This is a genomic window from Mesorhizobium sp. WSM4904 (assembly GCF_029674545.1).
GTDB lineage: Bacteria > Pseudomonadota > Alphaproteobacteria > Rhizobiales > Rhizobiaceae > Mesorhizobium.
In genome coordinates this window covers 2964611-2988633 of sequence record NZ_CP121354.1, presented here as the reverse complement: position 1 = coordinate 2988633, position 24023 = coordinate 2964611, and the positions used below count along the sequence as shown (strand labels likewise).

20 protein-coding genes are annotated in these 24023 nt (G+C 60.2%); 12 read left to right on the top strand and 8 right to left on the bottom strand.

Annotation, left to right across the window (positions count from 1 at the left end; genetic code table 11):
* The 5 genes from QAZ47_RS14295 to QAZ47_RS14275 all read right to left on the bottom strand — a co-directional run bounded on the left by QAZ47_RS14295 (position 1) and on the right by QAZ47_RS14275 (position 6333).
* The gene (locus tag QAZ47_RS14295) at positions 1–1173 is read right to left on the bottom strand and encodes an ABC transporter ATP-binding protein (RefSeq protein WP_278207391.1); all 1173 of its coding nucleotides are present in this window, start codon (positions 1171–1173) and stop codon (positions 1–3) included.
* A gap of 632 nt (positions 1174–1805) precedes the next feature.
* The gene (locus QAZ47_RS14290; protein WP_278207390.1) at positions 1806–2864 is read right to left on the bottom strand and encodes an aldo/keto reductase; all 1059 of its coding nucleotides are present in this window, start codon (positions 2862–2864) and stop codon (positions 1806–1808) included.
* Between the two features lie 20 nt (positions 2865–2884).
* A complete protein-coding gene (locus tag QAZ47_RS14285; protein ID WP_278207389.1) occupies positions 2885–3598 on the bottom strand; it encodes an SDR family NAD(P)-dependent oxidoreductase in 714 nt (237 codons plus the stop codon).
* A gap of 233 nt (positions 3599–3831) precedes the next feature.
* The gene (locus QAZ47_RS14280; RefSeq protein WP_278207388.1) at positions 3832–4881 is read right to left on the bottom strand and encodes an ABC transporter substrate-binding protein; all 1050 of its coding nucleotides are present in this window, start codon (positions 4879–4881) and stop codon (positions 3832–3834) included.
* A gap of 660 nt (positions 4882–5541) precedes the next feature.
* Positions 5542–6333, bottom strand: coding sequence for a GntR family transcriptional regulator (locus tag QAZ47_RS14275; protein ID WP_278207387.1), 792 nt, complete (start codon positions 6331–6333; stop codon positions 5542–5544).
* Positions 6334–6749: 416 nt separating this feature from the next.
* On the opposite strand from QAZ47_RS14275, the gene QAZ47_RS14270 reads away from it, so the two are divergent.
* The 5 genes from QAZ47_RS14270 (at position 6750) to QAZ47_RS14250 (ending at position 11285) form a co-directional block, all read left to right on the top strand.
* Complete coding sequence (locus QAZ47_RS14270) at positions 6750–7496, top strand: SDR family oxidoreductase (protein ID WP_278207386.1); 747 nt, start codon at positions 6750–6752, stop codon at positions 7494–7496.
* Between the two features lie 56 nt (positions 7497–7552).
* The gene (locus QAZ47_RS14265) at positions 7553–7816 is read left to right on the top strand and encodes a hypothetical protein (RefSeq protein WP_278207385.1); all 264 of its coding nucleotides are present in this window, start codon (positions 7553–7555) and stop codon (positions 7814–7816) included.
* On the top strand, positions 7813–9000 hold the full coding sequence (locus QAZ47_RS14260) for a glycine C-acetyltransferase (protein WP_278207384.1): 1188 nt from the start codon (positions 7813–7815) through the stop codon (positions 8998–9000). The genes QAZ47_RS14265 and QAZ47_RS14260 overlap by 4 nt, the downstream gene beginning before the upstream one ends.
* 52 nt (positions 9001–9052) lie before the next feature.
* Positions 9053–10090 (top strand): L-threonine 3-dehydrogenase, encoded by a 1038-nt coding sequence (tdh, locus tag QAZ47_RS14255; RefSeq protein ID WP_278207383.1) that lies wholly within the window; start codon positions 9053–9055, stop codon positions 10088–10090.
* A gap of 235 nt (positions 10091–10325) precedes the next feature.
* On the top strand, positions 10326–11285 hold the full coding sequence (locus QAZ47_RS14250; RefSeq protein WP_278233624.1) for an acetylxylan esterase: 960 nt from the start codon (positions 10326–10328) through the stop codon (positions 11283–11285).
* A gap of 342 nt (positions 11286–11627) precedes the next feature.
* On the opposite strand, the gene QAZ47_RS14245 is transcribed toward QAZ47_RS14250, so the two are convergent.
* Positions 11628–12674 (bottom strand): ABC transporter substrate-binding protein, encoded by a 1047-nt coding sequence (locus QAZ47_RS14245; protein WP_278207381.1) that lies wholly within the window; start codon positions 12672–12674, stop codon positions 11628–11630.
* Between the two features lie 455 nt (positions 12675–13129).
* Here QAZ47_RS14245 and QAZ47_RS32105 point away from each other — a divergent pair, with 455 nt between their 5' ends.
* The gene (locus QAZ47_RS32105) at positions 13130–13585 is read left to right on the top strand and encodes a hypothetical protein (RefSeq protein ID WP_347566943.1); all 456 of its coding nucleotides are present in this window, start codon (positions 13130–13132) and stop codon (positions 13583–13585) included.
* A gap of 427 nt (positions 13586–14012) precedes the next feature.
* Here the strand turns inward: QAZ47_RS32105 and QAZ47_RS14235 are convergent, their stop codons facing one another.
* Both QAZ47_RS14235 and QAZ47_RS14230 read right to left on the bottom strand, forming a co-directional pair.
* A complete protein-coding gene (locus tag QAZ47_RS14235; protein ID WP_278207380.1) occupies positions 14013–14327 on the bottom strand; it encodes a hypothetical protein in 315 nt (104 codons plus the stop codon).
* Positions 14328–14712: 385 nt separating this feature from the next.
* Complete coding sequence (locus QAZ47_RS14230; RefSeq protein WP_278233623.1) at positions 14713–16110, bottom strand: PLP-dependent aminotransferase family protein; 1398 nt, start codon at positions 16108–16110, stop codon at positions 14713–14715.
* A 124-nt stretch (positions 16111–16234) separates the two neighbouring features.
* Here QAZ47_RS14230 and QAZ47_RS14225 point away from each other — a divergent pair, with 124 nt between their 5' ends.
* From QAZ47_RS14225 to QAZ47_RS14200, 6 genes are read left to right on the top strand one after another with little or no spacing between them, the layout of a single operon-like run.
* Positions 16235–17254 carry a hypothetical protein gene (locus QAZ47_RS14225; protein ID WP_278207843.1) on the top strand — a complete coding sequence of 340 codons (1020 nt, stop codon included), beginning with the start codon at positions 16235–16237 and terminating at the stop codon, positions 17252–17254.
* A gap of 5 nt (positions 17255–17259) precedes the next feature.
* Complete coding sequence (locus tag QAZ47_RS14220) at positions 17260–18279, top strand: ABC transporter permease (RefSeq protein WP_278207378.1); 1020 nt, start codon at positions 17260–17262, stop codon at positions 18277–18279.
* A gap of 45 nt (positions 18280–18324) precedes the next feature.
* Positions 18325–19326: a sugar ABC transporter substrate-binding protein gene (locus QAZ47_RS14215; RefSeq protein WP_278207377.1), complete on the top strand. Its 1002-nt coding sequence runs from the start codon at positions 18325–18327 to the stop codon at positions 19324–19326.
* Positions 19327–19332: 6 nt separating this feature from the next.
* Entirely contained in the window at positions 19333–21444 is a 2112-nt protein-coding gene (locus tag QAZ47_RS14210) for an SMP-30/gluconolactonase/LRE family protein (protein ID WP_278207376.1), read from the top strand.
* Positions 21444–22535, top strand: a complete 1092-nt coding sequence (locus QAZ47_RS14205; protein ID WP_278207375.1) for a hypothetical protein — start codon at positions 21444–21446, stop codon at positions 22533–22535. Before QAZ47_RS14210 ends, QAZ47_RS14205 begins: the two co-directional genes overlap by 1 nt.
* Complete coding sequence (locus tag QAZ47_RS14200) at positions 22532–24022, top strand: sugar ABC transporter ATP-binding protein (protein WP_278207374.1); 1491 nt, start codon at positions 22532–22534, stop codon at positions 24020–24022. Before QAZ47_RS14205 ends, QAZ47_RS14200 begins: the two co-directional genes overlap by 4 nt.
* Position 24023: the final 1 nt, after the last annotated feature.

Below are 24023 nucleotides of genomic sequence, written 5' to 3'. Positions count from 1 at the left end.
TCAGCGCTTCAAGTCGTCGCGAACGATCCGGCTATCGTTCTTATGCAAGCTAAGCGCGACACGGCTACCTGCCGGAGGAAGACCAGTGCTGTTTCCCTCATTCAAATGACGCCGAACAGCAACGCGCTCGCCATTGGCCAAGCGAACGAAGACCACGCTACTCTCGCCTTGGAAAAGAACACGCTCCAGTGATCCCTCAAAGTAGTTATATTCCGGCTGTCGTATATGCGTAGTGACCACCTCGAGTTTCTCAGGCCTCAGCACCAGGAAGCCGTCTTCCAAAACAGCACTACCGTCAGGGACCACGATCGGTTGCTCCCGGTAAAAGGGCATGCCGTCGCGCGACGTTACTGCCAGGAATGCAGACTCGCCCAGAAAACCCGCGATGAATGCTGTTGTTGGCGCGTTATAAAGGGCGGAGGGACTGTCGACCTGCGCGATTTCGCCGTTACGCAGGACGGCGATACGATCTGACATCGTCAGGGCTTCTCGTTGATCGTGCGTCACCAAAACCGTTGTCATGCCCAGGCGTTCATGCATGCCGCGTAGTTCGAGCTGCATCAACTCCCGCAGGTTCTTATCGAGTGCCGATAGCGGCTCATCCATCAGCAAAATCTTGGGCTTGAACACCACGGCCCGAGCAAGCGCAACGCGCTGCTTCTGCCCCCCGGATAGCTCGGAAATGCGGCGCGATTGATACCCGGACAGTTGGACCGTGGAGAGCACCTCGTCTACCGCGGCATCGATCCGTTCCCTGGACCATTTACGAATCCTGAGTGGATAGCTGATGTTTGTTGCCACGCTCATATGGGGAAACAAAGCGTAGTTTTGGAACATCATCCCTATACCTCGCTCGTGAGGCGCCTTTGCGATGACCTCTTCATCCCCAAACATCACAGATCCCGCTTGCGGACGCACAAACCCCGCGAGAACCATCAGAAGGGTAGTCTTGCCCGATCCCGACGGCCCGAGCAGCGTCATGAACTCCCCGCTCTTGATGTCGAGGTTGACGTCCTTAAGCGCGGCGACCGCGCCGTAAGCCTTGTTCACAGACCGAATGGAGATCGGAAGCGACTTGGACGCGACATCAGCGCTGTATGCGTAGTGTTCTGAACTCTCGTTAGCGTCCATTAGTGCGCCCAGCCGCAGAATGATGGGGTGGCCGACGAACAAAAAGTTCGCCGGCCACATTTCGCAGAGGCACGGGAGGATGCGCCGCTGCTGTATTGAAAGTCGTGTCAAGTTGGAGATGAGGGTCCGACACGATAGTCCGCGCCGACCTCATCCCCGCTACCTGCTGGTTTTGCCACCGCACGGCGTTTTCTTCCTCGTTGGGCGAGATGCGCCCTCCGATATTGCCACTCGCCGCGTTGCGCCAGTTGGTATATACCAATCTAGAGAAAGCCGTGACTGGTGTCAATGACGAATTTGTCATCCCGGCAATCCTGTTGAAAGCTCTGGTAACATTGGAGGATGTTGATCAGGCCGAATAACGCCAGTCCCGTGCGTCTTGGCAAAGATTTCCTTTCAAGTAGACCAGCTGAGTACTTTCGTTAGGATCGCTATAGCACCGCCGCCGCTACTGTGTCGCGTCGCGTCATGTTCCCGGTACTCTTGGTCGAGGGTCTGCTGAGCTTGCCCTGCGTAGCGCCCCTACATGTCACTACCAGTTCAATGGATCGTCTCGATCAAGCAGCAGGCCCACACCCGCATGTAAGTCAGGCACCCGGGATCATGAAGAGATCGGGCGGTTTTGCAGCACAACCCATCTGCTTCTTCGGCCGACGAAGCTAATCAACCGTGCACTAAGAAAGAAGATGTTGACCTAGGAGCGTCAAGTCTGCCTCGCTCAGTCGATCGCTGGCCTCGTTCCTCTGATGCCAATACGGATAGATTACCGGTGGCATGCTGATCTCGTCCAAAGCCTTCCTCTCGTCTGCTGTCAGCTTTAGTTCGGCCGCAGCCAGGTTGTCTTTGAACTGTGCATCAGTACGCCCGCCGATCACGACCGACGTAATGGCTTTTCGCCCAAGCGACCATGCAAGTGCGATCTGAGCGGCGGATACACCGCGCCCATTGGCAATCGACACCAGCACATCGATGATATTCCATAGACGGTTCTCGTCGCGGATTGGAGGTTCGGTCCAGCCAGCAAATTGCCGGCTGTCCTGTGGCGCCGCCTGGTTGCGGCGATGTTTGCCGGAGAGCAGGCCGCCGGCGAGTGGGCTCCATACGAGAACGCCTAGTCCCTGGTCGACCGAAATTGGAAGGAGCTCGTATTCGGCGTCGCGAGACTCAAGCGTGTAGTGAATTTGTTGGCTTACGAAGCGATGACGTCTGTCCCGCTCACTGACACCTAGCGCCTTCATGATGTGCCAGCCAGAGAAATTGGAGCACCCGATGTAACGGACTTTCCCGTCACGCACCAGCGTATCAAGTGCCTCCATCGTTTCTTCCAATGGCGTCAGCCCATCCCACTCATGTAACTGATACAAGTCGATGACGTCCGTTCTCATCCGCTTCAGGCTTGCTTCACATGCAGCGATCAAGTGATGGCGTGAGGAGCCAACATCATTTAATCCGTTACCCATTTGGAAGCGTGCCTTGGAGGCAAGAAGGACGCCCCCTTTTCGCTTGCCACCCAGGACCTCTCCAATAATCTCTTCAGCTACTCCGTTGGAGTAGACATTGGCGGTGTCGATGAGATTGACGCCTGCGTCGATGCAGAGATCGACGAGTCGCCTGGCATCCGAGACCCCCAAGTCGCCGGTCTTCTTCGCCCAACCCACGCCACCTAGGGTCATCGTTCCCATTGTGACGGTTGAGATCTTTAGGCCCGAACGGCCGAGTAGACGATATTCCATTGTATCCTCGACTATTGAAATCAGAAGATATCTTCGAATTCGCAATTGACGACCATCTCGGCCATTGCAGCATTGTTCGGAAGCTCGATCGCCGTTCTGACGAGATGGGCTATCGTGGACGGATCCGTCATCTCGTCCTGCTGAATCTTTAGGGTGGGCGACTTGACGCTCATGCTCGTCTTTACCCACCCAGGACAAAGCGCTGTTGCCCGAATTCCTTTATCCCAACCATAAGTCCTGATCGCGTGTGTCAGCCCCATGGCGGCGAATTTCGTCGTGCCATAGCCGACCGTGACATTCTTAATTCGCTTGCCACCCAGTGAAACAAGGTTGACCACACGGCCCTTGCCGCAAGCCTCTAGATACGGCATGCATAACCGGACAAGGCGCAGGGGCGTCTTGACGTTCACCTCCCAGAGCTTATCCAGGTCTTCATCGTTGTCGTCCATGATGGTGACACGCAGACCAAGCCCGATAGCGTTCACCACCCCGTCGATCTGTCCAAATGTCTTAGCTGTTCGATCAACCCAAGACTTAGCACTGGAGCGGTCGAAAGCATCGAATGACTGGTAGATGCGGTCGGGTGTCTCTGGTCCGAATTTCTCAACGAGGGCGCGAGCATTCATCGCACCCAGGCTGAGCCGATAGCCGCGCTCCATCAATTCGCTGACTATCGCCGAGCCGATACCACCGTCACTGCCGGAAATAAGAATAACTGGTCTGTTGTTGGCCATCGTCAGTCGATCCCCTTAAGTTCTGATTTCAGCCTGACTTCGAAGTTGTCTCAGGGCCTATGCGTTCCAACCCTGGTGCATGCCCGATGCAGCGCTGCGCCTGCTAGATGCCCATGCCTGAACTCGGTGAGGTCAAGCCCTCTGGACCGTCCCGCCGCATGGCTCTGAAGCTTCGTCCGGACTTGAGGTTTGTGGTGCCTTGGTGGCGGAGGTTCCGCCACCAAGGCCAATCTTCACTGCTTCAGAAGCATCGCGTCGAATGCTTCCGACAGCTTTGCGCCGTTGGCCCCCCAGAAGGCGGGATCCTGGGGGTACTGCCCGACTAGGTTTTGCGGTGCCAGGGTCAGCTTCGAAAGGACAGCCGGGTCCATGCCTTTGTAGGCCCTCAGATCGGAAGGGCCATAGGCGACATACTTCACCATATCCTTGCTGTATTCAGGCTTGAGAATTTCCTTGAGGAATTTAAGGGCGTTCTCGGGGTGCGGGCTGCCCTTGAGGATCGCATAGCAGTCCGTCTGGAGGATTCCATCCTGATAGACGATCTTCCACGGAGCACCTGCGGTGATGGCTGCATTGAGGCGACCATCCCAACCGTAGGCCAAGTCAACTTCCTTATCCACGATCAGCTGGGTGAGTTGAGAGCCGCTATCCCACCAGGTCACAGACGATTTCAATTGCGAGAGCTTATCAAGCGCTTCCTTCTGGCCTTCGTCCGTAGCCAGGAAACTGTAAACCTCGTTTTGAGGCTTGCCCAGCGCCAGGGCAGCTGCCTCGGCGTTGCCTTTCACGGCACGGGTCATCGCTCTTTTACCCGGGAACTTCTTCGTGTCGAAGAACTCCGCCATATTCTTAGGACCCTTGTCGCCGAATTTAGCGGTGTTGTATCCCATCACCTCTGAGAAGGCGGAATTTCCGATGCAGTAGTCGCTTACGGAGCCCGGAGCGTACTGGGTCCGGTCGACGATATCTGCGGGCAACTTGACCAAAATGCCCGCCGCAACCGCTTGCGGCACCTCGCCCATGTTGAAGTTTACGATGTCCCAAGTGACGGAACCTGAATCCACCTGCGCCTTGGCGTCAGTCCAAGCCTGGGACGTGTCCTCGTCAAAGGTGATACCGAGAGCTTTTGCGGCAGGCTGCCACATCGCTTTTCGTTGGGCATCCTGGGGTGGGCCACCACTTCCGGTAATCACCACGTCTGCCGCTCGTGCGGACAAACCCGCTCCGGCGATCATGATGGCGGCAGCGGCGATAACCGCGAACCTGTGACGTCGGCTATTCATTCCAGTTCCCTCCTGTTGCGGTATTACCGGACGGTACATACCAGTGAAGTGCTCGACCAAATGGCTTTCGCCCGCGAGAACTCCTGCCGCCACAAACCACGTGAGCCGCTCTCCGGCGCAACGAGTTTCCCCTGCCGCTGGAATGTACCAGCGGTGGCCGAAATGCCTGCCGATGCAAAGCTCGACGGCGCGAGGCGTTCAAATCGAAATGCTTCTGCGAGCTGATACCTGCTGCGCTGGCTCTTTTTCGAGCGTAGAGATATTCTCCTCCATAGCCCGCGGCCATTGGTATATACCAATGTTATGCATGAGGCCCGCAGCCTGTCAACAACGATTTTCCGGCAACGAGAAGGCCGAGCTGAAACAAGCTTGTTCGGCGTAGATGTCGATGGTGGTTGACTGCGGCGCTGGCCAGGGTTGCCGCCTTAAACGTGCAGTGCCGATTGGCTTGCGCGGCAGCGTCTCCAGGTTCCAAGCCGCATACTCCTGCTTGCCGAACGCGTGCGCGTTTGACAGGCTCGTCTAATGCGCTGTCAGTCTGCCGAAAATGTGAGGCCGCGCCCTGCACCAACGGCATACATAACTCTCACAGAGTCTAAGGCGTTCACTTCCCAGTGCTTGACATCGTACAGCCTAAAAGGAAGCGTGAACTGGTTCCGGCTAGCTGTTGAACATCCAGCGGATGGGGGGATTGCCCTGGCGAGCGTCCGGCTTCCCCGGCGGTTGGTTAATTGTGAAGCTTACGCGATCAGGATGATTTAGAGAGCGCAGATACTCAAAAGGGTGGCCGTCACTCGTTATCGTCACAGCGTCAAACAAGAGCACAGAGGCCCCCGGCTTTAGGTCAAGGAGTTCTGCCTCCGCTTTCGTGGCGTAGTGGATGCCGATGCTCCCGGTACCACTATGCAGGACCACGTGGAATGTTTCCCGAAAAACTTTATAGAGGGAATTGTTCTCCAGCAGGTCGCTTGCAGACAACCCTGGCACGAGACGTGCTGGGATGTGGCTGAATTCGAGACAGACTGGCACTCCATCGACTGTCCGTTGCCGCTCGATGGCGATAACTGGATCGCCCAGGTCCAGACCGAGCTTTGACGCAACGAGGTTATCGGCCTCCCGTCGCTCGAAGAACAGCAACTTCGATCCTGGGGTGTGACCGGCCTTTTTTACGACGTCGGAGATGCTGTATGGCGAGTGGTCGCTCAACGGGCGGTCAAACAAATGGTCGGGAACGTACGTACCGCTCGTGCCGCGTCGCTCGAGCGCACCCGCCTGCACAAGATGATCAACTGCTTTGCGCATGGTCATCCGGCTGGCTCCAAAACGTACCGAAAGCTCTCTTTCGGAGGGGAAGCGTCCGCCCGGCTCAACCTCTTTGTCATGGATGAGCTTGAGTAGATCTTTCTGGATCCTGACGTAGAACGGGGCGCTGTCCAAAGTAGCGTCTTCCATAAGCTTATCTTTCTTCGGCAGCCCGGGCTATCCAACCGCCGAGAGCTGGCGGCACGCTGGGGCAACAAAGCCCGCCGCAATCCATATTCCTGAATACGGTCGGAGCAACCGGCATTGGCATAAACCAAACAGTGGAGAAGGTCCATTCGGAGCACTTTGGTGCAGGCTCCAGTCCAATGAAGCGCCCCAGCGAGGCGCTTGGCCCAACCGGCGCCGCGCTGATAGCCATGGTGCGCGAGATTTGGCAGCAAAGCCCTTGACAATTTGGTATATACCAATGACAAAGGAGCATTGAATAGCGCTGATGCAGTTCGCACCCAACCTCGCCGCTATCACTGTGACGCTCAGGACTAACCCTCAACATCCCCCCTGCAGCACGGCCGCAACAGGGATCTCAACGTTAAAGGTGATCTTTCGTGAAATTGGAAGGCAAAACCGCCGTCATCACAGGCGCTGGCCGGGGTATCGGACGCGCCACCGCTCTCGCACTCGCCAGGGAAGGTTGTAACATCGTTCTCGCGGCGCCCGAAATGGACCAGATCGAAGCAGTGGCAGCAGAGGTCCGGGCGAGTGGTCCCGGTGCGCTGGCCGTCCTTACCGACATCCAGCATAAATCTCAGGTCACGGCCTTGGCGCAGGCTGCGTTCGATCGCTTCGGTGCGGTGGACATCCTGGTAAACAACGCCGGCGTGGCGATCCACAACGCCATTCCCAACATAAGAGAGGAAGACTGGGATTGGATGATGGCGATCAATCTCAAGGGCACATTCCTTTGTACACAAGCCTTCTTTCAGCATATGTGTGACCGCCGAAGCGGCCATATCGTCAATATCGTCTCGCGTGCCGGCAAAGTGGCCTCTGCGAAATTCGGCGCGTACGCCGCGTCGAAGTTTGGCATGCTTGGCTTCACCCAGACGACCGATTCCGAAGGAATCGAATTCGGCGTCAAGGCCACCGCGCTCTGCCCGGGAGCCGTCGATACTCAACAGCGAGCCGAAAACCATGTCGATGATCACTCGAAACTGCTCCAACCCGAGGACGTTGCAGAGTACGTAGCATTCATCGTCACGCGACCTGCCCGCGTCTACATTGGCGAGGCGTCTCCGGTGCCGCAGTTCATGAAAGCAGCTCCTGCTGGCAACTACTTGAAGCCGGGCATCTGACCGTTTGCTGCTGTCCACGGAGAATCTCAAATGCCCACCGTCAAGGCGATCAGAACTTGACCGATCGTGTCGCGGCACGTAGCGCCGACATGCGCAGCGCTCTACTCCGTCGCCTCGATGAGGCCAAACAGACCGGTGCATACCGTTCTGTCCTCGTTTATGGGAAGCTGGCCCACAGCTTTGCCGTTTCCTCGCCGGCAGATGACGACAAGCTCGGCGTCAACGGCTCGCTAAACCTGGGCATTGTCGGCTCCTACAACGAGATCCTGTACGCGCATCAGAGTCCTGATCCGTCCACCGAGGAGCGGATGTGCGCATGAGTCAGACTTTCCTTTCCCATATCGACAGCGAGCTCCAAGACCTGAAATCGGCCGGGCTCTACAAATCCGAGCGGGTGATTTCCTCCATGCAGTCCGCCGAGATCGAGGTCGGCGGCGAAAAGGTGCTGAACTTCTGCGCCAACAACTATCTCGGCCTCGCCGACAGCCTGAACCTGCGCGACGCGGCAAAGCATGCGCTCGACCGCTATGGCTATGGCATGGCTTCGGTGCGCTTCATCTGCGGCACGCAGGAAGAGCATAAGGAGCTCGAGGCGACGATCTCGTCCTTCCTCGGCATGGAGGACACCATACTCTACTCTTCCTGCTTCGACGCCAATGGCGGCCTGTTCGAGACGCTGCTTGGCGAGGAGGACGCCATCATCTCCGACGCGCTGAACCACGCCTCGATCATCGACGGGGTCAGGCTCTCCAAGGCCAAGCGCTTCCGCTACGCCAACAACGACATGGCCGATCTCGAGGCCCGGCTGAAGGAGGCGAAGGACTGCCGCTTCCGGCTGATCGCCACCGACGGCGTGTTTTCGATGGACGGCATCATCGCCAATCTGCGCGGCGTCTGCGATTTGGCCGAGAAATACGATGCGATGGTGATGGTCGACGACAGCCACGCGGTCGGTTTCGTTGGCAGGAACGGCCGCGGCTCGGCCGAGCACTGCGGTGTCGAGGGCAGGGTGGACATCATCACCGGCACGCTCGGCAAGGCGCTGGGCGGCGCCTCCGGCGGCTACACGTCCGGCAAGAGGCAGGTGGTCGACTGGCTGCGCCAACGCTCGCGGCCCTATCTCTTCTCCAACACGCTGATGCCGGCTATCGCCGGCGCCTCGATCAAGGTGTTCGACCTGATCCGCCACGGCGACGCCTTGCGCCAGCGCCTATATGCCAATGCGGATCGCTTCCGCTCCAGGATGGGCAAGCTCGGCTTTACGCTTGCCGGCGCCGATCACCCGATCATTCCGGTGATGCTGGGCGACGCCGCCTTGGCGCAGGAGATGGCCGCGCGCATGCTGAAGCGCGGCATCTATGTCATCGGCTTCTCCTTCCCGGTGGTGCCGAAGGGTCAGGCGCGTATCCGCACGCAGATGTCGGCCGCCCATTCCAGCGCCGACATCGACCGCGCGGTCGAAGCGTTTGGCGAGGTTGGCAAGGAACTGGGCGTGATTTCGTGACCGGCTGGCACCGAAAAACGGTACCGGATCAAGCGATTCAAGGAACACAAGAATGTCCAACATGATGAAGGCGCTGGTGAAGGCCAAGGCCGAGCCCGGCATCTGGATGGAAGAGGTGCCGGTGCCGGAGATCGGCCCCAACGACGTGCTGATCAAGGTCAAGAAAACCGCGATCTGCGGCACCGACGTCCACATCTACAATTGGGATCAGTGGGCGCAAAAGACCGTGCCGGTGCCGATGGTGACGGGCCATGAATTCGTCGGCACGGTCGCCGATTTCGGCGCCGCGGTCACCGAATACAAGGTCGGCCAGCGCGTCTCGGGCGAGGGTCACATCGTCTGCGGCCATTGCCGCAACTGCCGCGCCGGGCGAGGGCATCTCTGCCGCAACACACTGGGCGTCGGCGTCAACCGCCCCGGCGCCTTCGGCGAGTACATGGTCATCCCGCAGCACAATGTCGTGCCGATCCCCGATGACGTGCCGGATGAGATCGCGGCGATCTTCGATCCGCTGGGCAATGCGGTTCACACCGCACTGTCCTTCGATCTGGTGGGCGAGGACGTGCTGGTCACCGGCGCCGGCCCGATCGGCATCATGGGCGCGCTGGTGGCGCAGTGCGTCGGCGCGCGAAAAGTCGTCATCACCGACATCAACCCGATCCGGCTGGACCTGGCGCGCAAGCTCGGCGTGCAGCATGTCGTCGATGCTTCGAAGGAGAAGCTGCTGCGCGACGTGATGCCCTCGATCGGCATGAGCGAAGGGTTCGATGTCGGCCTGGAGATGTCAGGCGCCGCACCCGCCTTCCGCGACATGATCGACACCATGAACAATGGCGGCAAGATCGCCATTTTGGGCATCGCGCCTACCGGCTTCGAGATCGACTGGAACAAGGTCATCTTCAAGATGCTGCATCTCAAAGGCATCTACGGCCGTGAGATGTTCGAGACCTGGTACAAGATGATCGCGCTCGTTCAGGGGCCACTCGACGTGTCGGGACTGATCACGCACCGGATCGGGATCGACGATTTTCAGGTTGGCTTCGACGCGATGCGGAGCGGCAGTTCGGGTAAGGTGGTGATGGATTGGTGACGGGCTCGCCCGGACGTCGGCCTAGGAGGATGCGTCGCGAACGTTCGTCATGGCGATGATTTCTCAGCTTCCGGTTACTTCTCGGCGCTGCCGACGGGGCGGGGGCGGTGCTGAAGCCCCGTCGAGCCGCTGCCCCCATCGGCCATCCGCGCCGGGGCGCCCGCGGTCAGAACTGATTGTGACTTTCGGGGTCTGCCAACCTCGATTGGTTGCCGAACCGATTTTGGAGAAGTGAATGCCGTTCTTCGATTTCAATGCCGCAGACCTGCCGTCCTATTGCAGCAGCATCGTGCCACCAACCGATTTCGACGCGTTTTGGTCGACCACCCTAGCTGAGGCGAGATCGCTGCCGCTTAACGCGACGTTCGAGCTAGTTGATGCCGGACTCCCGCTAGTCGAGGTGTTCGATGTAACCTTCGCCGGCTGGGGCGGGCATCCGATCAAGGGGTGGTATATCAAGCCGCGCAACGCATTTGACGCTGGTGCTGTGGTGAAGTTCATCGGCTACAACGGCGGCCGCGGTTTCCCGCAGGACCATTTGCTATGGCCTATTTCCGGGCGGCCGCTGCTGGTGATGGATACGCGCGGCCAGGGCGGTGGCTGGTCGGTCGGTGCAACGCCCGATCCCATCGGGTCGGACTCGTCGCATGCGGGGTTCATGACGCGAGGGATCGGGAGCCCGCAGACCTATTTTTACCGACGTGTGTTCACCGACGCCGTGCGCGCCATCGAGGCGTTGCGAAGCCGAGCCGAGATTGATCCGGCGCGGATTGCGACAGCCGGCGGGAGTCAGGGGGGTGCGCTGGCGCTGGCCGCTGCGAGCCTCGATCCCAGCGTCAACGCGGTGGTAGCCGACGTCCCGTTCCTCTGCGATTTTCCGAGAGCCGTCGGACTCGCGCCGCGCGATCGCTATGGCGAAGTGTCACGCTACCTCTCCGTTCACCGCGATATGGTGGAAATTGCCTTCGCCACGCTCAACTACTTTGATGTCGTCAACCACGTGCGCAGAGCGAAGGCCAAAGCCCTGTTCTCCGTGGCGGTGATGGACACGGTCTGCCCGCCATCAACGGTCTACGCGGCGTTCAACGCCTATGCGGGCGACAAGGAGATCAAGTCCTACACCTTCAATGATCATGAAGGTGGCGGCTCATTCCAGGAGCGGGAGCAACTCGCATTTCTTAGCAAGGTGCTTTAGCGGCGTATCCAGGCTGACATGCTGTCGTCTGCTTCGACGCGTGGCCAGTCGCCCCGAACCTCGCTTCCGCCGATCGGGGACGCCTTCGAAGGGTGGTAGACGTCGTCGCCCTGGACCTGAGCACTTGCGGTATCCGGTTGTTGCGCGAGCGCCTGACGGTTCCCTCCCCTTCGTCGCCGGTCTCCTGACGCGGGACCATGACCGACGCTGTTCGAGACGACTAGGACCGCGGCGATGAAGTGATCTATCTCGGCACTTGAGGTTTGGTGGGCGTGCTCGAGACTTGGCTGCTTTTTAGAGTTGGCCTTGGTGGCGGAAGCTCCGCCACCAAGGCCGTCTTCACTACTTCACAAGCATCGCGTCGAACGCTTCCGACAGCTTGGCCCCGCTCTTTCCCCAGAAGTCCACATCCTGAGGATACTGACCGACCAGATTCTTCGGCGCCAGAGTCAACCTCGAAAGGACCTTCGGGTCCATGCCGTCGTAGGCCGTCAGGTCGGCGGGGCCGTAGGCGACGTACTTCACCATGTCCTTGGTGTATTGAGGCTTGAGGATCTCTTTGAGGAACTTGAGAGCGTTTTCGGGATGCGGACTTCCCTTGAGGATTGCGTAGCAATCAACACTGAGCAGCCCGTCCTGATAGACGATCTTCCACGGCGCGCCGGCATCGATCGCCGCATTGATGCGACCATCCAAACCGTAAGCCAGGTCGACTTCCCCGTCCTTGATAAGTTGAGTTAGTTGGGAACCGCTGTCCCACCAAGTGACAGTCGGTTTCAGATCGGCGAGCTTGTCGAGCACAGCCTTCTGCCCATCGTCCGTCTGCAGGTAGCTGTATAGCTCGCTCTGAGAATGGCCCAACGCGAGAGCACCAGCCTCAACATTGCTTCTCGGGCTGCGGAGCAGCGCCCTCTTGCCAGGAAACTTCGTCACGTCGAAGAAGTCCACCATGTTCTTCGGCCCGTTGTTCCCGAACTTGGCTGTATTGTAAGCGATGACCATGGAGAACACTGTGTTTCCCATGCAGTAGTCGTTCACGGAACCAGGAGCGTAGTGGGTCCGGTCAACGATGTCCGCAGGCAGCTTGACCAAGATGCCCGCCGCAACCGCCTGCGGCACCTCGCCCATGTTCAAGTTCACTATGTCCCAGGTGACGGAACCAGAATCGACCTGCGCCTTGGCCTCGGTCCAACTCTGGGAAGTGTCCTCGTCGAATGTCATTCCGAGGGCCTTTGAGGCGGGTTGCCACATCGCTTGGCGGTGGGCGTCCTGGGGCGGGCCACCGTTTGCGACAATCACCACGTCCGCCGCTCGTGCGGGCAAACCCGCTCCGGCGATCATGACGGCCGCAGCGGCAATCACCGCGAACCTCTTGTGTGGGATATTCATTCCAGTCTCCCTCTTGTTTACGGCATTACCGATTGGTAGATACCAGTGAAATGCTCACCAACGGGCTTCTGGCTCAAAGATCCCGGGCTCCCACGAACGACGCGACTCACTTTTCGCGCAGCGAGATCCGACCGCCCTTTGGGATATACCAATGGACCGCGAGGACAACTGCCGATGCGAAGCTCGACTGCGCGACGGGGCAAAGTCGAGATGCTCCTGCAGGCGGGATTTCCCGCTCTGCGGTGCTTTTCGAGCGTAGAGACGTCCTCCCCTCGGTCGCGATCATTGGTATATACCAAGACTATATGGAAGGGCCGACGCCTGTCAACAACGATTTGCTTCGCCAAAGGCAGGCGCACTCTGAACAGCCATTTCGACCGTAGAGGTCTTGCTGGCTATGCGAAGCGCCCGTGCGTGCTCACCCATGCGCGGCAAGGGAGTAGGCGCTGCTGTCGGTGACCCGATCGCCGACACCCATCGTGCTGGAAGAGGACATCCCGTCGCCCATAACCGCGGACCGGCTGTTCCTCCAGACTCGCCGCGGCCACAAGAAGATGGTGCCGGACAATCTGCGCGAGACGAACCTGCTGCCGGAGAAGAAGCTCGGCGGCGGCCAGACAAGCCTATGCTGGCTGGCGGATGACGTGCTTGCCACGATGGAGCCGTCCTCAAGTTCGACAGGGAGCTCGTGGCGCATGAAGCCGTGCCGGATGATGCGCCGCATGGAGAGGGACCATTTTGACCGGAGCGGCGATGGAACACTGCCGACCCTACAAAGCGCGTTCAGCCGCTGCATCTCCTTCAGATCGATATTGCGGTTCGTGATCCAAGAGCTGGACCCAGCGGTTGGGTTTTCGGGACATTCGTTTACGCTGCTGATGTGGCGTCATCGGATCCCTGGCGCCGACTGAAACCGGTTGGGCTGATGTGGGGCGACGACGCAAACGCGACGGCAAACGACGCGCTGAAGGAGAGCGTCGTCAACGCCCAGCTGAAGGGCGTCACCTACGGCTGGGACGGTCGTCCCGAAATGGGTTGGAAGGGCCGATTGAACGGTCCGTTGGGACGCCATGCCGCAAACTCGGTTTTGGACCTACTTGGAGAGAAAAGAAGCAACTTCCAGATCCCGGACACTCTTCCGATGAAACGTTGCGGAGACGCTCTTCTAGACCGCAAGCGAGAACGCTGCGCTCCAACTCATGAAGCAGTTGGTGGGTCGCCTCCCAGAACTCCATCGCCAAGCTGATTGGGCCGTGTCGGACGCTCGGAGGTCAGACCGTGCAGAAACTCCCGTCCCGAGTCTCCCCGGTCCATCGATACCATTTGCGCTTGGTATTTTCATGGATGACGGAAGGAGGTCGGGACGCCAGCTTCCGTACCGTCTTCATTGCCCTCGAAGGCATAATCAAGGACGGCATTCATGTATCCGCGCCAGTCGGCCCTGAAGTCCTTGTTCGCGAGAAAGTCCGGCGGCTGCTCACTGGTGGTTTTCGGATAATCGAAGCGGCCCTTGAAGCCTTGGCTCTCCGCGTAACCCGGCGGAATTCCCTTGACCGGATTGTAGCTCGTGACCACGCAACGGGAATCCGCCGCGTTGGCGACGCCGAAACTCAAAGCGATGCAGGCAAGTACGAGCGTGGATCGTCCAAACATTCTTCCCCCCGAAGAAGATCAACGAAAAAGCGTACTCAAAAATGCGAGATATCTGGCAGGCGCAAGAATTTAAGAAACAGTAAGTCTAAACGAGTTCGTTGTGAAGTTGCGGTAGGTATCTCTCCTACAGCAATTCTCGCTCGCATGGGTGATGATCGGAGTCCCGGCTCATCGAACGGGATCAGGAAGCAAACCGTGGATCACTAGAGTTCGGATCAAAGCACTTTACCAATCTGAGGTGCTTTTTTCTGGACTATGCCAATCACGCTTGTGTCCGCTGCGCCGGCTGTCGCTTATACTCGATGTGCGCGCATCCTCCCAAGCTCGCGCATGGGCCGTCGAGCCGAGCAACGAGGGGCGGAGCTCGACGGCCATTTTCCGGAGCTTATAAATTGCGCAGAAGGAAATCGTAAAAGCGAGGATCATCGGCACGCGAAACGTTGATCCGGATCCCCCGTGCTAGCGGGGTTTGTTTGTCGACACAGAAAACGCTTCCGGGTGCGATGAAGATGCCCTCCTTGGCGCCGTCCCGGGCCAGATCTAGGTCGCTGACACCTTCAGGCAGAAGCAGGTATTGGTAATAGCCTGTGGTTTGATCCGAATAGGTCGCCCAGCCACCAAGATGGAGTTTCTCCTGAACCTTGCTGGAGGCGCTTTCAATCCGCTGCCATAGGCGCTTGAGGTGCCGGTCGTAGTGGCCTTCCGCTATCAACCGGTGCAACAGGCGTTCAATATGCCCGGAACTGTTGACTGTCGTAAGCATCTTGAGTTCGGCAAGCGCCGCGATCCTGTCCGGACGGGCGGCGATGAACCCGGAGCGCAGGCTGGCGGACAGCGTCTTCGCAAACGTACCGACGGATATGACATTGTTCAGCTGATCAAGCGTCGCAAGCCTGTGAATCGACGGGGACGGCAAATCGGCGAATGGATCGTCTTCGACGATGACCAGGTTGTATCGCAGTGCCGCCGTGAGCACTGCGTGGGCGACTGGCAAGGCGATCGAACCGCCCGTCGGATTGTGTCCGAGCGACTGGGTAAAAAACAGCTTTGGCCGTTCGGATATCAGCTTGGCGGTGAGATCCGCGATATCAGGTCCGTCCGGATTTCGACGTATGCCGACCATCCGGACCTGGGCCAAGGCCAGTTTGGCGAAGAGAGGATAATAGCCTGGCTCGTCGACGAGGACCGCGTCGCCGGCGACCAGCATGCTGCGGATGATGAGATCGAGCGCGTGGTTCGCGCCGAACGTCGTCAGGATGTTCTCGTCACGAGCGTCGATGTGCTGTGCCCCAAGGCGGCTTGCGATCTGCTGGCGGAGCGGCTGAAAGCCAAGCGCCGAGCCATAGGCGTCCGACTCGGCCAGCAAGCTTCGCCCTGGAGACGCGAGATGCCGCCTGATCTCCGACTGCTCGGTCCATGACGGCGGCGGCCGACCGTCACCGACACGGATCTGAAAGTCCTGGTCGAGCTGCGCGCTGAGGAGCGAAGCAATATCTACGGCTTCGGTGACATGTTTCGGTCTCTGTGTTCCATCGGGCGCGAAGACCACGACGAAGCCGGATCCTTTGCGCGCCGCGACCAATTCGGCGGCCGCCAATCGGTCGTAGGCCTCGACGATCGTATTCTTGGAAACCTGAAAAGCCTCGGCGGCTTTGCGGATGGAAAGAAGGCGGCTTCCGGGGGGAAGCGCGCCGGAGACAATGTCTTCGCGCAACTTCGCCACGACCGTTTCCGCCAAGGTGGGCCCTCTAGCGGGTGCAGCTATCGCGTTCCTCAAACACATCCCTCCCATGGGTACAATTTCAGACAATATTCTTAAAGTGTACCTTTTCTTTAGGGTACCAAAGTGGTGATAACTCCATCAAGAGGATCCAAAAAAATTCACGTGGGAGGCGGCTTTGGCCGACGTGAACAAGGGCGTACAGCGCCCATCCATCAATTCGCGACTTGAAAATATGCGCAACCTTTCGCCTGCCGAACGGCTGGCAGTTGCCGCGGCTGTCTCGCTCTCCGATGCCGAGAAAGCAACCCTTTCCGGGGACGGCGCGCTCGACATCCATCGGGCCAATGGCATGATCGAAAACGTGATCGGCACCTTCGCGTTGCCGCTCGGCATTGCCACGAATTTCCAGGTCAACGGACGCGACTACCTGATCCCGATGGCGGTTGAAGAGCCATCCGTGGTGGCGGCCGCGTCTTATATGGCACGGATCGCGCGTTCCGGGGGCGGGTTCACGACCTCGAGCACGGCGCCCGTCATGAGGGCGCAGATCCGCGATCCACATGGAGTCCGCATCAATATCCTGGCTGCCAAGGATCGAATTGTCGACTGCGCCAATGCGAAGGACGCTATCCTCGTCGGCTTTGGCGGCGGTTGCCGTGACGTCGAGGTCCATGTCTTCAGGTCCTCCCCTCGCGGTCCGATGGTGATCGTCCATCTCCTGGTCGACGTGCGAGAAGCCCTCATCCCATTGGTCGCCTTCGGCCTGCCGCTCAGCCCGGTCGCCGCAGGCCCGGCCGCGCCACTCTACAACGCAGCCCCCCGTTTCACGGTGGATGCCGCGACCGGTGCCGTGAATAACCTCCATAATCTCCTGACGCCCTTTGAGTTTCTCGTCTATGGATTGATCGGTGTCGCGATCGCTGCGCTGATCGCCTATCCCTTCGCGATGAACCATGCGCGCACCGCCGCCGCCTTCGTGTCGCGCTACGTCAGCCATGAAGCGATTATCGGGACCTTTGTCGGCCTGGTCCTGGTGATCGGGCTGTGGGAAGGCGGGCTGCTGGCGCTCGCTGTCATCCTCGCGATCGGTCTTGTCGGCGGACTGCTTTACCGGATCATCGGCTTCAACACCGGCATGCAATTCATGGGGTACTATGCCGCACTTCTCAGTGTGCCGGCGATCGCCAAGCTTTTCGGGGGCTGAGTTCGATGTCCGTCGCCAGCTCCGATCAGCCCAATCCATCGAAGACAGGCTTCGTTCGCGGGATCATTGCCACGCAGGAAGGCATCGTCTTCACGCTCGCCGTGATTGCTTTCGTGCTGTTCTCGGTGCTGCTGCCGGGATTTCTGAGCGCCGGCAATCTGTTGGTGCTGGTGCGCAGCGTCTCGATCCTCGGCATCCTCGCCTTGGGGATGGCGCTGGTGGTGATCGCGCGCGGCATCGACGTGTCGATGATCGCGATCATGGTCGTCTCGGTATCCTGGGCTTTCGTGATCACCGCCGCCGGCTATCCCTTCGTTCTGGCGCTTCTGATCGGCGCAGGTTTTGCCATCCTTTCCGGCGTAATCATCGGCGCGCTGATCGCCTTCGGCGACGTGCCGCCGATCTTCGCCACACTGGCTGCGGGTTCAGTAATCTATGGAACCGGCCGCACCTTCTTCTTCGCGCTCGAAATGCAGAACGTGCCCGTCAACACCGACTGGTTCGCATTGATAGGCCAGGGCAACGTCTTGGGCATTCCCGTCACCGTGATCGCCTTCCTGCTGCTGTGTGCGCTGTTCCAGTTCATCCTGTCGCGAACACGCTTCGGGTGGATGATCTATGCGATGGGCGACAATCCGAATGCGGCCCGCACCACCGGCGTCCCGATGCGGCCGATGATCGTCGCCCAGTATGCCATCAGCGCCTTCATCGCTTTCGTCGCCGGGCTGATCCTCGCCTCGTCGGCCAATGCGATCAATGCCCGGCTATTCAATTCGACGATGATCTACGACATCCTGCTGGTCGTCGTGCTCGGCGGCATCGGCCTCAATGGCGGCCACGGCAGCATTCGAAACGTCATTCTGGGCACGGTCTTCGTCGGCATCCTGCTCAACGGCATGACGATCATGAACATCGACTACACCATCCAGAACCTCGTGAAAGGCGTGGTTCTGCTTCTGGCAATCGTGGCCGATTCCATTGTCAACCCACGCGACGAACAGACGTCGCAGGCCGGAGACCTTTGATCTTTGTAGCTGAAGATAACTAGGGAGGAGAATATGCAACGTGCCTTGAAGACAATCGCCCTCGCAGCCGTCATGGTCGCCGCTGGGCTCGGCTGGTCCGCCGCACAGGACAGGGGTCTCGAAAACCCGCGCAGCACCACGTTCCACACGTCGATGAAGGACAAGAAAGTGGTGTTCGTGCCGCTTTCCATGGGCTTCGACCTGACCGAGGGCTGGGCGGCGCAGATGCGCAAGCAGGCCGACCGTCTCGGCTACAAGTTCGAGATCCGTGATCCGGCCTGGAGCACCGACGCCGGCACCAAGGCGATCCAGTCGCTGATCACAGAAAAGCCCGACCTGATGGTCATCCACAATCCGGATATCCAGTCCTATGCGCGGCTCTTGAAGCAGGCGCAGGCTGCCGGAATCAAGATCGTCCAGATCAATCTCGAATCCAATACCACGACTGATTCCTATGTCGGCGCCGACTGGACCGAGATCGGCCAGAAGGCAGCCGAGGCGATCGTCGACAAGTGCGACAAGGGCAAAGGCGTCTCCACCAAGATCGCCATCGACACCGGCGTGCCGACCGCGGCGTCGGATGTCTTCCAGCTCGACGGCATCTACAAGGTGCTGAGCCAGCATCCCGACATCCAGGTCGTGTCGCAGCAGGCCACCGAATACAATCCGGAAAAGGCGCGCTCGATCATGGCGACCGTGCTGCAGCAGCATCCCGACCTCTGCGGGGGCATCGGTATCTGGGACAATCAGGACACCGGCACGGCCTCGGCGATCAAGGAAGCGGGCAAAAGCGACCAGGTCTTCCTCGTCACCTCGGGCGGCGGCAATCAAGTCGGCTGCGACAATGTCACCAAGGGCCTGTTCAATCTTTACATCAGCTACAACGTGCCGCTGCAGGGCGACTTGCTCAATCAGGAGATCGCCCGCCTGCTGATGTCGGACAGCCCGGCCGGCGAGACAAAGACGATGTACTTCAATCCCCTCACGCTCATCACCAAGGCGAACGTCAACCAGCGCAATTGCTGGACGCTTGATGAGCTGAAGTAGGCGAGCATGGCAGAAAGCAAGACGCTGATACAATTGCGCTACAGGTATTTCTCCGGCCGCCTGGTCGGAGAAATCCTGTCGAAGAGCTGGATCGACAGCGCGATTCCCGTCGCCGCCCTGCTGGTGGTGACAATCATCATGGCCTCCGTCATTCCGGGCCTGCTCAACGCCGCCTATATCGCCGATCTTTCGCGGCAATTGGCGGAGTTCGGTCTGGTGGCGTTGGCGCTCACCATCGTCATCATGTCCGGCGGCATCGATCTTTCAGTCGGCTCGATGTTCGCGCTCTGCGTGCTCGCCGCCCTGGTCGGCATGAACGTGCTCGGCTTGCCCTTCCCGGTGGCGCTAGCAATGACGCTGGTGACCGGGCTCGTGTGCGGCCTGCTCAACGGCGTGCTGATCGGGTATCTGAGGCTCCGCGCCTTCATCACCACGCTTGTGACGCTGGTCATCTACCGCTCCATCTATGACATCATCTTCCCGAGGCTTGCCAGTGCCATCGTCGGCAACACGCCGGAGTCGCCAGTCTGGGACACGCTCGGCTTCGGCGATTTCCACGGCTTGCCCGTTTCCTTCCTGATCTTCGTCGTCATCGCCGTCGCGATCCACATCACGCTGTCGCGGCTCAGGCCCGGCTGGCGGCTGAGAGCCGTCGGCGGCGCCCGTAAATCGGCCTACAACGCCGGCATCAACGTCAAGCGGACCGTCTGCATGGCCTATGTGTCGTCAGGCATCCTGACGGCGGTGGCGGCATTCCTGTTCTCCGCCCGGCTCGGCAGCACCGGCGCCGACACCGGCGTAGGCCTCGAAATCCAGGTGCTGACGGCCGTCGTGCTGGGCGGCGTGTCGCTCGGCGGCGGACGCGGCTCGGTCGGCAGCGCCATCATCGGCGCGATCCTGGTGCTGATCCTCACCAACGGCCTCATCCGGCTGTCGACGCCCGGCTCCGTCAACCAGTTGCTGCTCGGCCTGATCCTGATCCTCGCCGTGCTCTTCGACGCGAAATGGGTGAAAAACCGCGGCAAGATCCTGAGCAAGGTCTATGTCTCGCCCACCTATCTCGAATTGCCGGAGCGGCGGAAAGCCGCCGACGACCCCTTCGCCCTCAACGACCGGCTCGCCGATGTCGAGATCATCGGTCTCGGCGATGTCGAAGGGCCGGAAGACGTGGTGCTCGACCGCAACGACCATCTCTATACCGGCACGCGTCACGGCACGATCGTCCGTTTCCTCGCGCCCGACTACCGGAGACATGAGATCTTCGCCCGCATCGGCGGCCATCCGCTCGGCCTGTCCTTTGCGCAGAATGGCGACCTTTTGACCTGCGTCGGCGGCATGGGGGTCTACAAGGTCAGCCCGGGCGGCAAGATCGACCGCGTCACCGACGAGACCAACCGCAGCTGGCTGTCGGTGATTGACGATTCCCGCCTGAGGCTGCCCGACGATCTCGATGTCGCGCCGGATGGCCGCATCTTCTTCAGCGAGGCGACGATCCGCTACGAAATGTCCGACTGGGTGGTCGACGCGCTCGAAGGTCGCGGCAATGGCAGGCTGATCTGCCACGATCCCCGCACGGGCAGGACCCGCACCCTGCTGCGCGGCCTGATCTTCCCGAACGGCATCACCATCTGCCGCGACGGCCAGTCGCTGATCTTCGCCGAGACCTGGGCCTGCCGCATCTCGCGTTACTGGTTCGACGGCCCGCACAAGGGCAAGCGCGAAGTGCTGGTCGCCAACCTGCCCGGCTATCCTGACAACATCAATCGCGGCTCGAACGGCGCCTATTGGGTGGCGCTCCTCGGTCTCCGGACCCGGACGTTCGACCTCGCGATGAAGAAACCCGGCTTTCGCAAACGGATGGCCAGGCGGATCGCGGCCGACGAATGGCTGTTTCCCAATGTCAATCGCGGCTGCGTTGTGCAGATTTCCGAAAGTGGCGAAATCCTCGACGTGCTCTGGGATCGCGCCGGCGAAAACCATCCCTCGATCACTTCGACCTGCGAGCACAAGGGCTATCTCTATCTCGGCGGCGTCTCCAACAATCGCATCGGCCGCATCCGCCTGCCGAATGCCGATCCCTGCTGGACGGCGCGCAAGGACTATTGGGGGAAGGACTGATGAGCATCTTTTCCCGCATTTCCGCTTTTCTCGGCCGTGGCGACGAGGATGTGCTGAGGGTGCCTCCCATGGACGGCGTCTACAAGCCCAACAATCTGCTCGATACGACCGAACATCTGCTGGATCTGCCGGCTATCGACAATCTCGCGGCATCGCCGGCCGGACTTTATTGCAGCAGCGGCAACAGCCTGTTCCGCATCGACCTGCAGACGAAATCCGCTACGCTCGTGCGGCAATTCGACGGACCGGTTACGATGACCGCAGCCTCCCCCACAGGCGATGTCGCCGTCGCGGTCGAGGCCACCGGCCTCAAGCTGATCAGGGCGACGGGCGAGCAGCGACAGCTCGACCTTCCGCGCGAATACACGTCCTGCGTCAACGCCGGCCTGTTCGACGGTGAGGATGCCTTGCTGCTCGCCATCGGCTCCCGCCAGCACCCTATATCGGACTGGAAGCGCGACCTGATGAGCCACGGCACAACCGGCGAGCTCATCCGCTATGCCATATCCAGCGGCAAGACCGATGTCGTGCAGAGCGGGCTGGCCTTCCCCTACGGCCTGGCCCATACGCCCGATGGCGCCGTCGCCGTGGCGGAAAGCTGGCGGCACCGGATCGTTGCGGTGGCGCCCGGCGCAGCCCCTCGGAGCCTGCTGGGCGAACTGCCCGCTTACCCTGCCCGGCTCGCTCCATCATCGGATGGCAGCTACTGGCTCGCCCTGTTCGCACCGCGACGGCAATTGACCGAACTCGTGCTCACCGAGGCCGACTACCGCATGGAGATGATGGCGACCATACCGCCCGATGCCTGGATCGGCCCGGACTTTGCCGAGAGCGGCAACGAGGAACAGCCGCTGCAGGCCGGCTCCGTGCGGCAGATGGGCATCATAAAGCCTTGGGCGCCGTCGCGCTCCTACGGCATGGTCGTGCGCCTCGATGCCGATCTGTCGCCGGTCGCGAGCTATCATTCACGTGCCGACGGAAAGATGCACGGCATCGCCTCCGTTGTGGAGATGGACGGCTTTCTCTATGCCGCCTCGCGCGGCGCCGGCACCCTGCTCCGCCTGGACCTTTCGCGAGGCACCCGGTCATGACCGACATCGTCGAATTCAGGAATGCCACCAAGGAATTCCGCAGCGTTGCCGCCTTCAGGAACGTCAATTTCACGCTGCGCAAGGGCGAAGTCCATGCGCTGCTGGGCGAGAACGGCGCCGGCAAATCGACGCTCACCAAGGTCCTCGCCGGTCTCTATCCGCTGACATCCGGTGAGATGCTGGTGGAAGGCGAGGCACGCAGCTTCACATCGCCGGGCGATGCACTGTCGCATGGCGTCGCCATGGTCTTCCAGGAGACGAACCTCATCCCCTCCATGACTGTGGCGCAGAACCTCTTCCTCGGCGAGGAGAATTTCTTCAACCGGCTGCGCGGCGTCAACATCCGGGCACAGCAGCAATTGCAGCGGTTGAGCTTTCACGTCGAGCCGACGGCGCTGGTCTCCTCCCTTGGCGCCGCCAAGAAGCAGATGGTCGAAATTGCGCGGGCGGTGCAGCACAATGCCCGCATCTTCATCTTCGACGAGCCGACGGCCACATTGACGCCTGAGGAGAAGCAGCATTTCTTCGCCCTGGTCGAGCGGCTGAAGGCCGATGGCGGCTCGATCATCTTCATCAGCCACGCGCTCGAAGAAGCCCTCGCGGTCGCCGACCGCATCTCGATCCTGCGCGACGGCGAGCTGGTCGTCACCGACGAGACCGGGAATTTCACCCGCGACCGCATCGTGCAGGCCATGGTCGGCCGCCAGTTGAAGGACGAGCTCTACGGCAAGAAGCGCATCGGCCGGCCGGCGGGCAGGAAGGTGCTGGCGCTCGAAAACGTCTCCATGGGCAAGGCGGTGCGCAGCGCCACAATGTCGATCTTCGCAGGTCAGATCACCGGCATGTTCGGGCTGGTCGGCGCCGGCCGCACGGAGATGATGAAGATCGCCTCCGGCGTGCTGAAGCGGGATTTCTTCCATGGCGGCCGCATCAAGCTGAACGGAGAGACGGTGCACTTCAACGTGCCGCGCAGCGCCATCAACAACCGCATCGCCTATATCACCGAGGACCGCAAGCTCGACGGCCTGTTCGACACGATGGGCATTGCCCAGAACATTTTCTATGGCAAGCTGGCGAAACGGGCCAATCCCGCATCGGTCGTGACCATGTCGCAGGCACGGCGCGAGGCCGCGGAATGGATCGACAGGCTCAGCATCCGCACCATCCGGCAGAACGCCAAAGTCGTCGAACTGTCGGGCGGCAACCAGCAGAAGGTGGTGATCGCCAAGAGCCTGATCCAGGCTCCGGAACTGATCATCTTCGACGAGCCGACACGCGGCGTCGACGTGGGCGCCATCGCCGAAATCCACGAGATGATCCAGAAGCTCGCCGATGCAGGCGCAGCCGTCGTCGTCATCTCCTCCTATCTTCCGGAAATCCTCGCCATCTCGGATCGCATCCTGGTGGCGCGGCAGGGCCGCATCGTCGAGGAGATGGCGATCGAGGACGCGACCGAGGAGAAAATCATGTATGCGGCGGTGCACTGAG

Excerpts from the sequence above, each read along its gene's own strand:
- QAZ47_RS14290 (WP_278207390.1), bottom strand. The coding sequence starts at position 2,864 with ATGGAATATCGTCTACTCGGCCGTTCGGGCCTAAAGATCTCAACCGTC.
- QAZ47_RS14285 (WP_278207389.1), bottom strand. The coding sequence starts at position 3,598 with ATGGCCAACAACAGACCAGTTATTCTTATTTCCGGCAGTGACGGTGGT.
- QAZ47_RS14280 (WP_278207388.1), bottom strand. The coding sequence starts at position 4,881 with ATGAATAGCCGACGTCACAGGTTCGCGGTTATCGCCGCTGCCGCCATC.
- QAZ47_RS14275 (WP_278207387.1), bottom strand. The coding sequence starts at position 6,333 with ATGGAAGACGCTACTTTGGACAGCGCCCCGTTCTACGTCAGGATCCAG.
- QAZ47_RS14260 (WP_278207384.1), top strand. The coding sequence starts at position 7,813 with ATGAGTCAGACTTTCCTTTCCCATATCGACAGCGAGCTCCAAGACCTG.
- tdh (WP_278207383.1), top strand. The coding sequence starts at position 9,053 with ATGTCCAACATGATGAAGGCGCTGGTGAAGGCCAAGGCCGAGCCCGGC.
- QAZ47_RS14250 (WP_278233624.1), top strand. The coding sequence starts at position 10,326 with ATGCCGTTCTTCGATTTCAATGCCGCAGACCTGCCGTCCTATTGCAGC.
- QAZ47_RS14245 (WP_278207381.1), bottom strand. The coding sequence starts at position 12,674 with ATGAATATCCCACACAAGAGGTTCGCGGTGATTGCCGCTGCGGCCGTC.
- QAZ47_RS14235 (WP_278207380.1), bottom strand. The coding sequence starts at position 14,327 with ATGTTTGGACGATCCACGCTCGTACTTGCCTGCATCGCTTTGAGTTTC.
- QAZ47_RS14230 (WP_278233623.1), bottom strand. The coding sequence starts at position 16,110 with ATGTGTTTGAGGAACGCGATAGCTGCACCCGCTAGAGGGCCCACCTTG.
- QAZ47_RS14220 (WP_278207378.1), top strand. The coding sequence starts at position 17,260 with ATGTCCGTCGCCAGCTCCGATCAGCCCAATCCATCGAAGACAGGCTTC.
- QAZ47_RS14210 (WP_278207376.1), top strand. The coding sequence starts at position 19,333 with ATGGCAGAAAGCAAGACGCTGATACAATTGCGCTACAGGTATTTCTCC.
- QAZ47_RS14205 (WP_278207375.1), top strand. The coding sequence starts at position 21,444 with ATGAGCATCTTTTCCCGCATTTCCGCTTTTCTCGGCCGTGGCGACGAG.
- QAZ47_RS14200 (WP_278207374.1), top strand. The coding sequence starts at position 22,532 with ATGACCGACATCGTCGAATTCAGGAATGCCACCAAGGAATTCCGCAGC.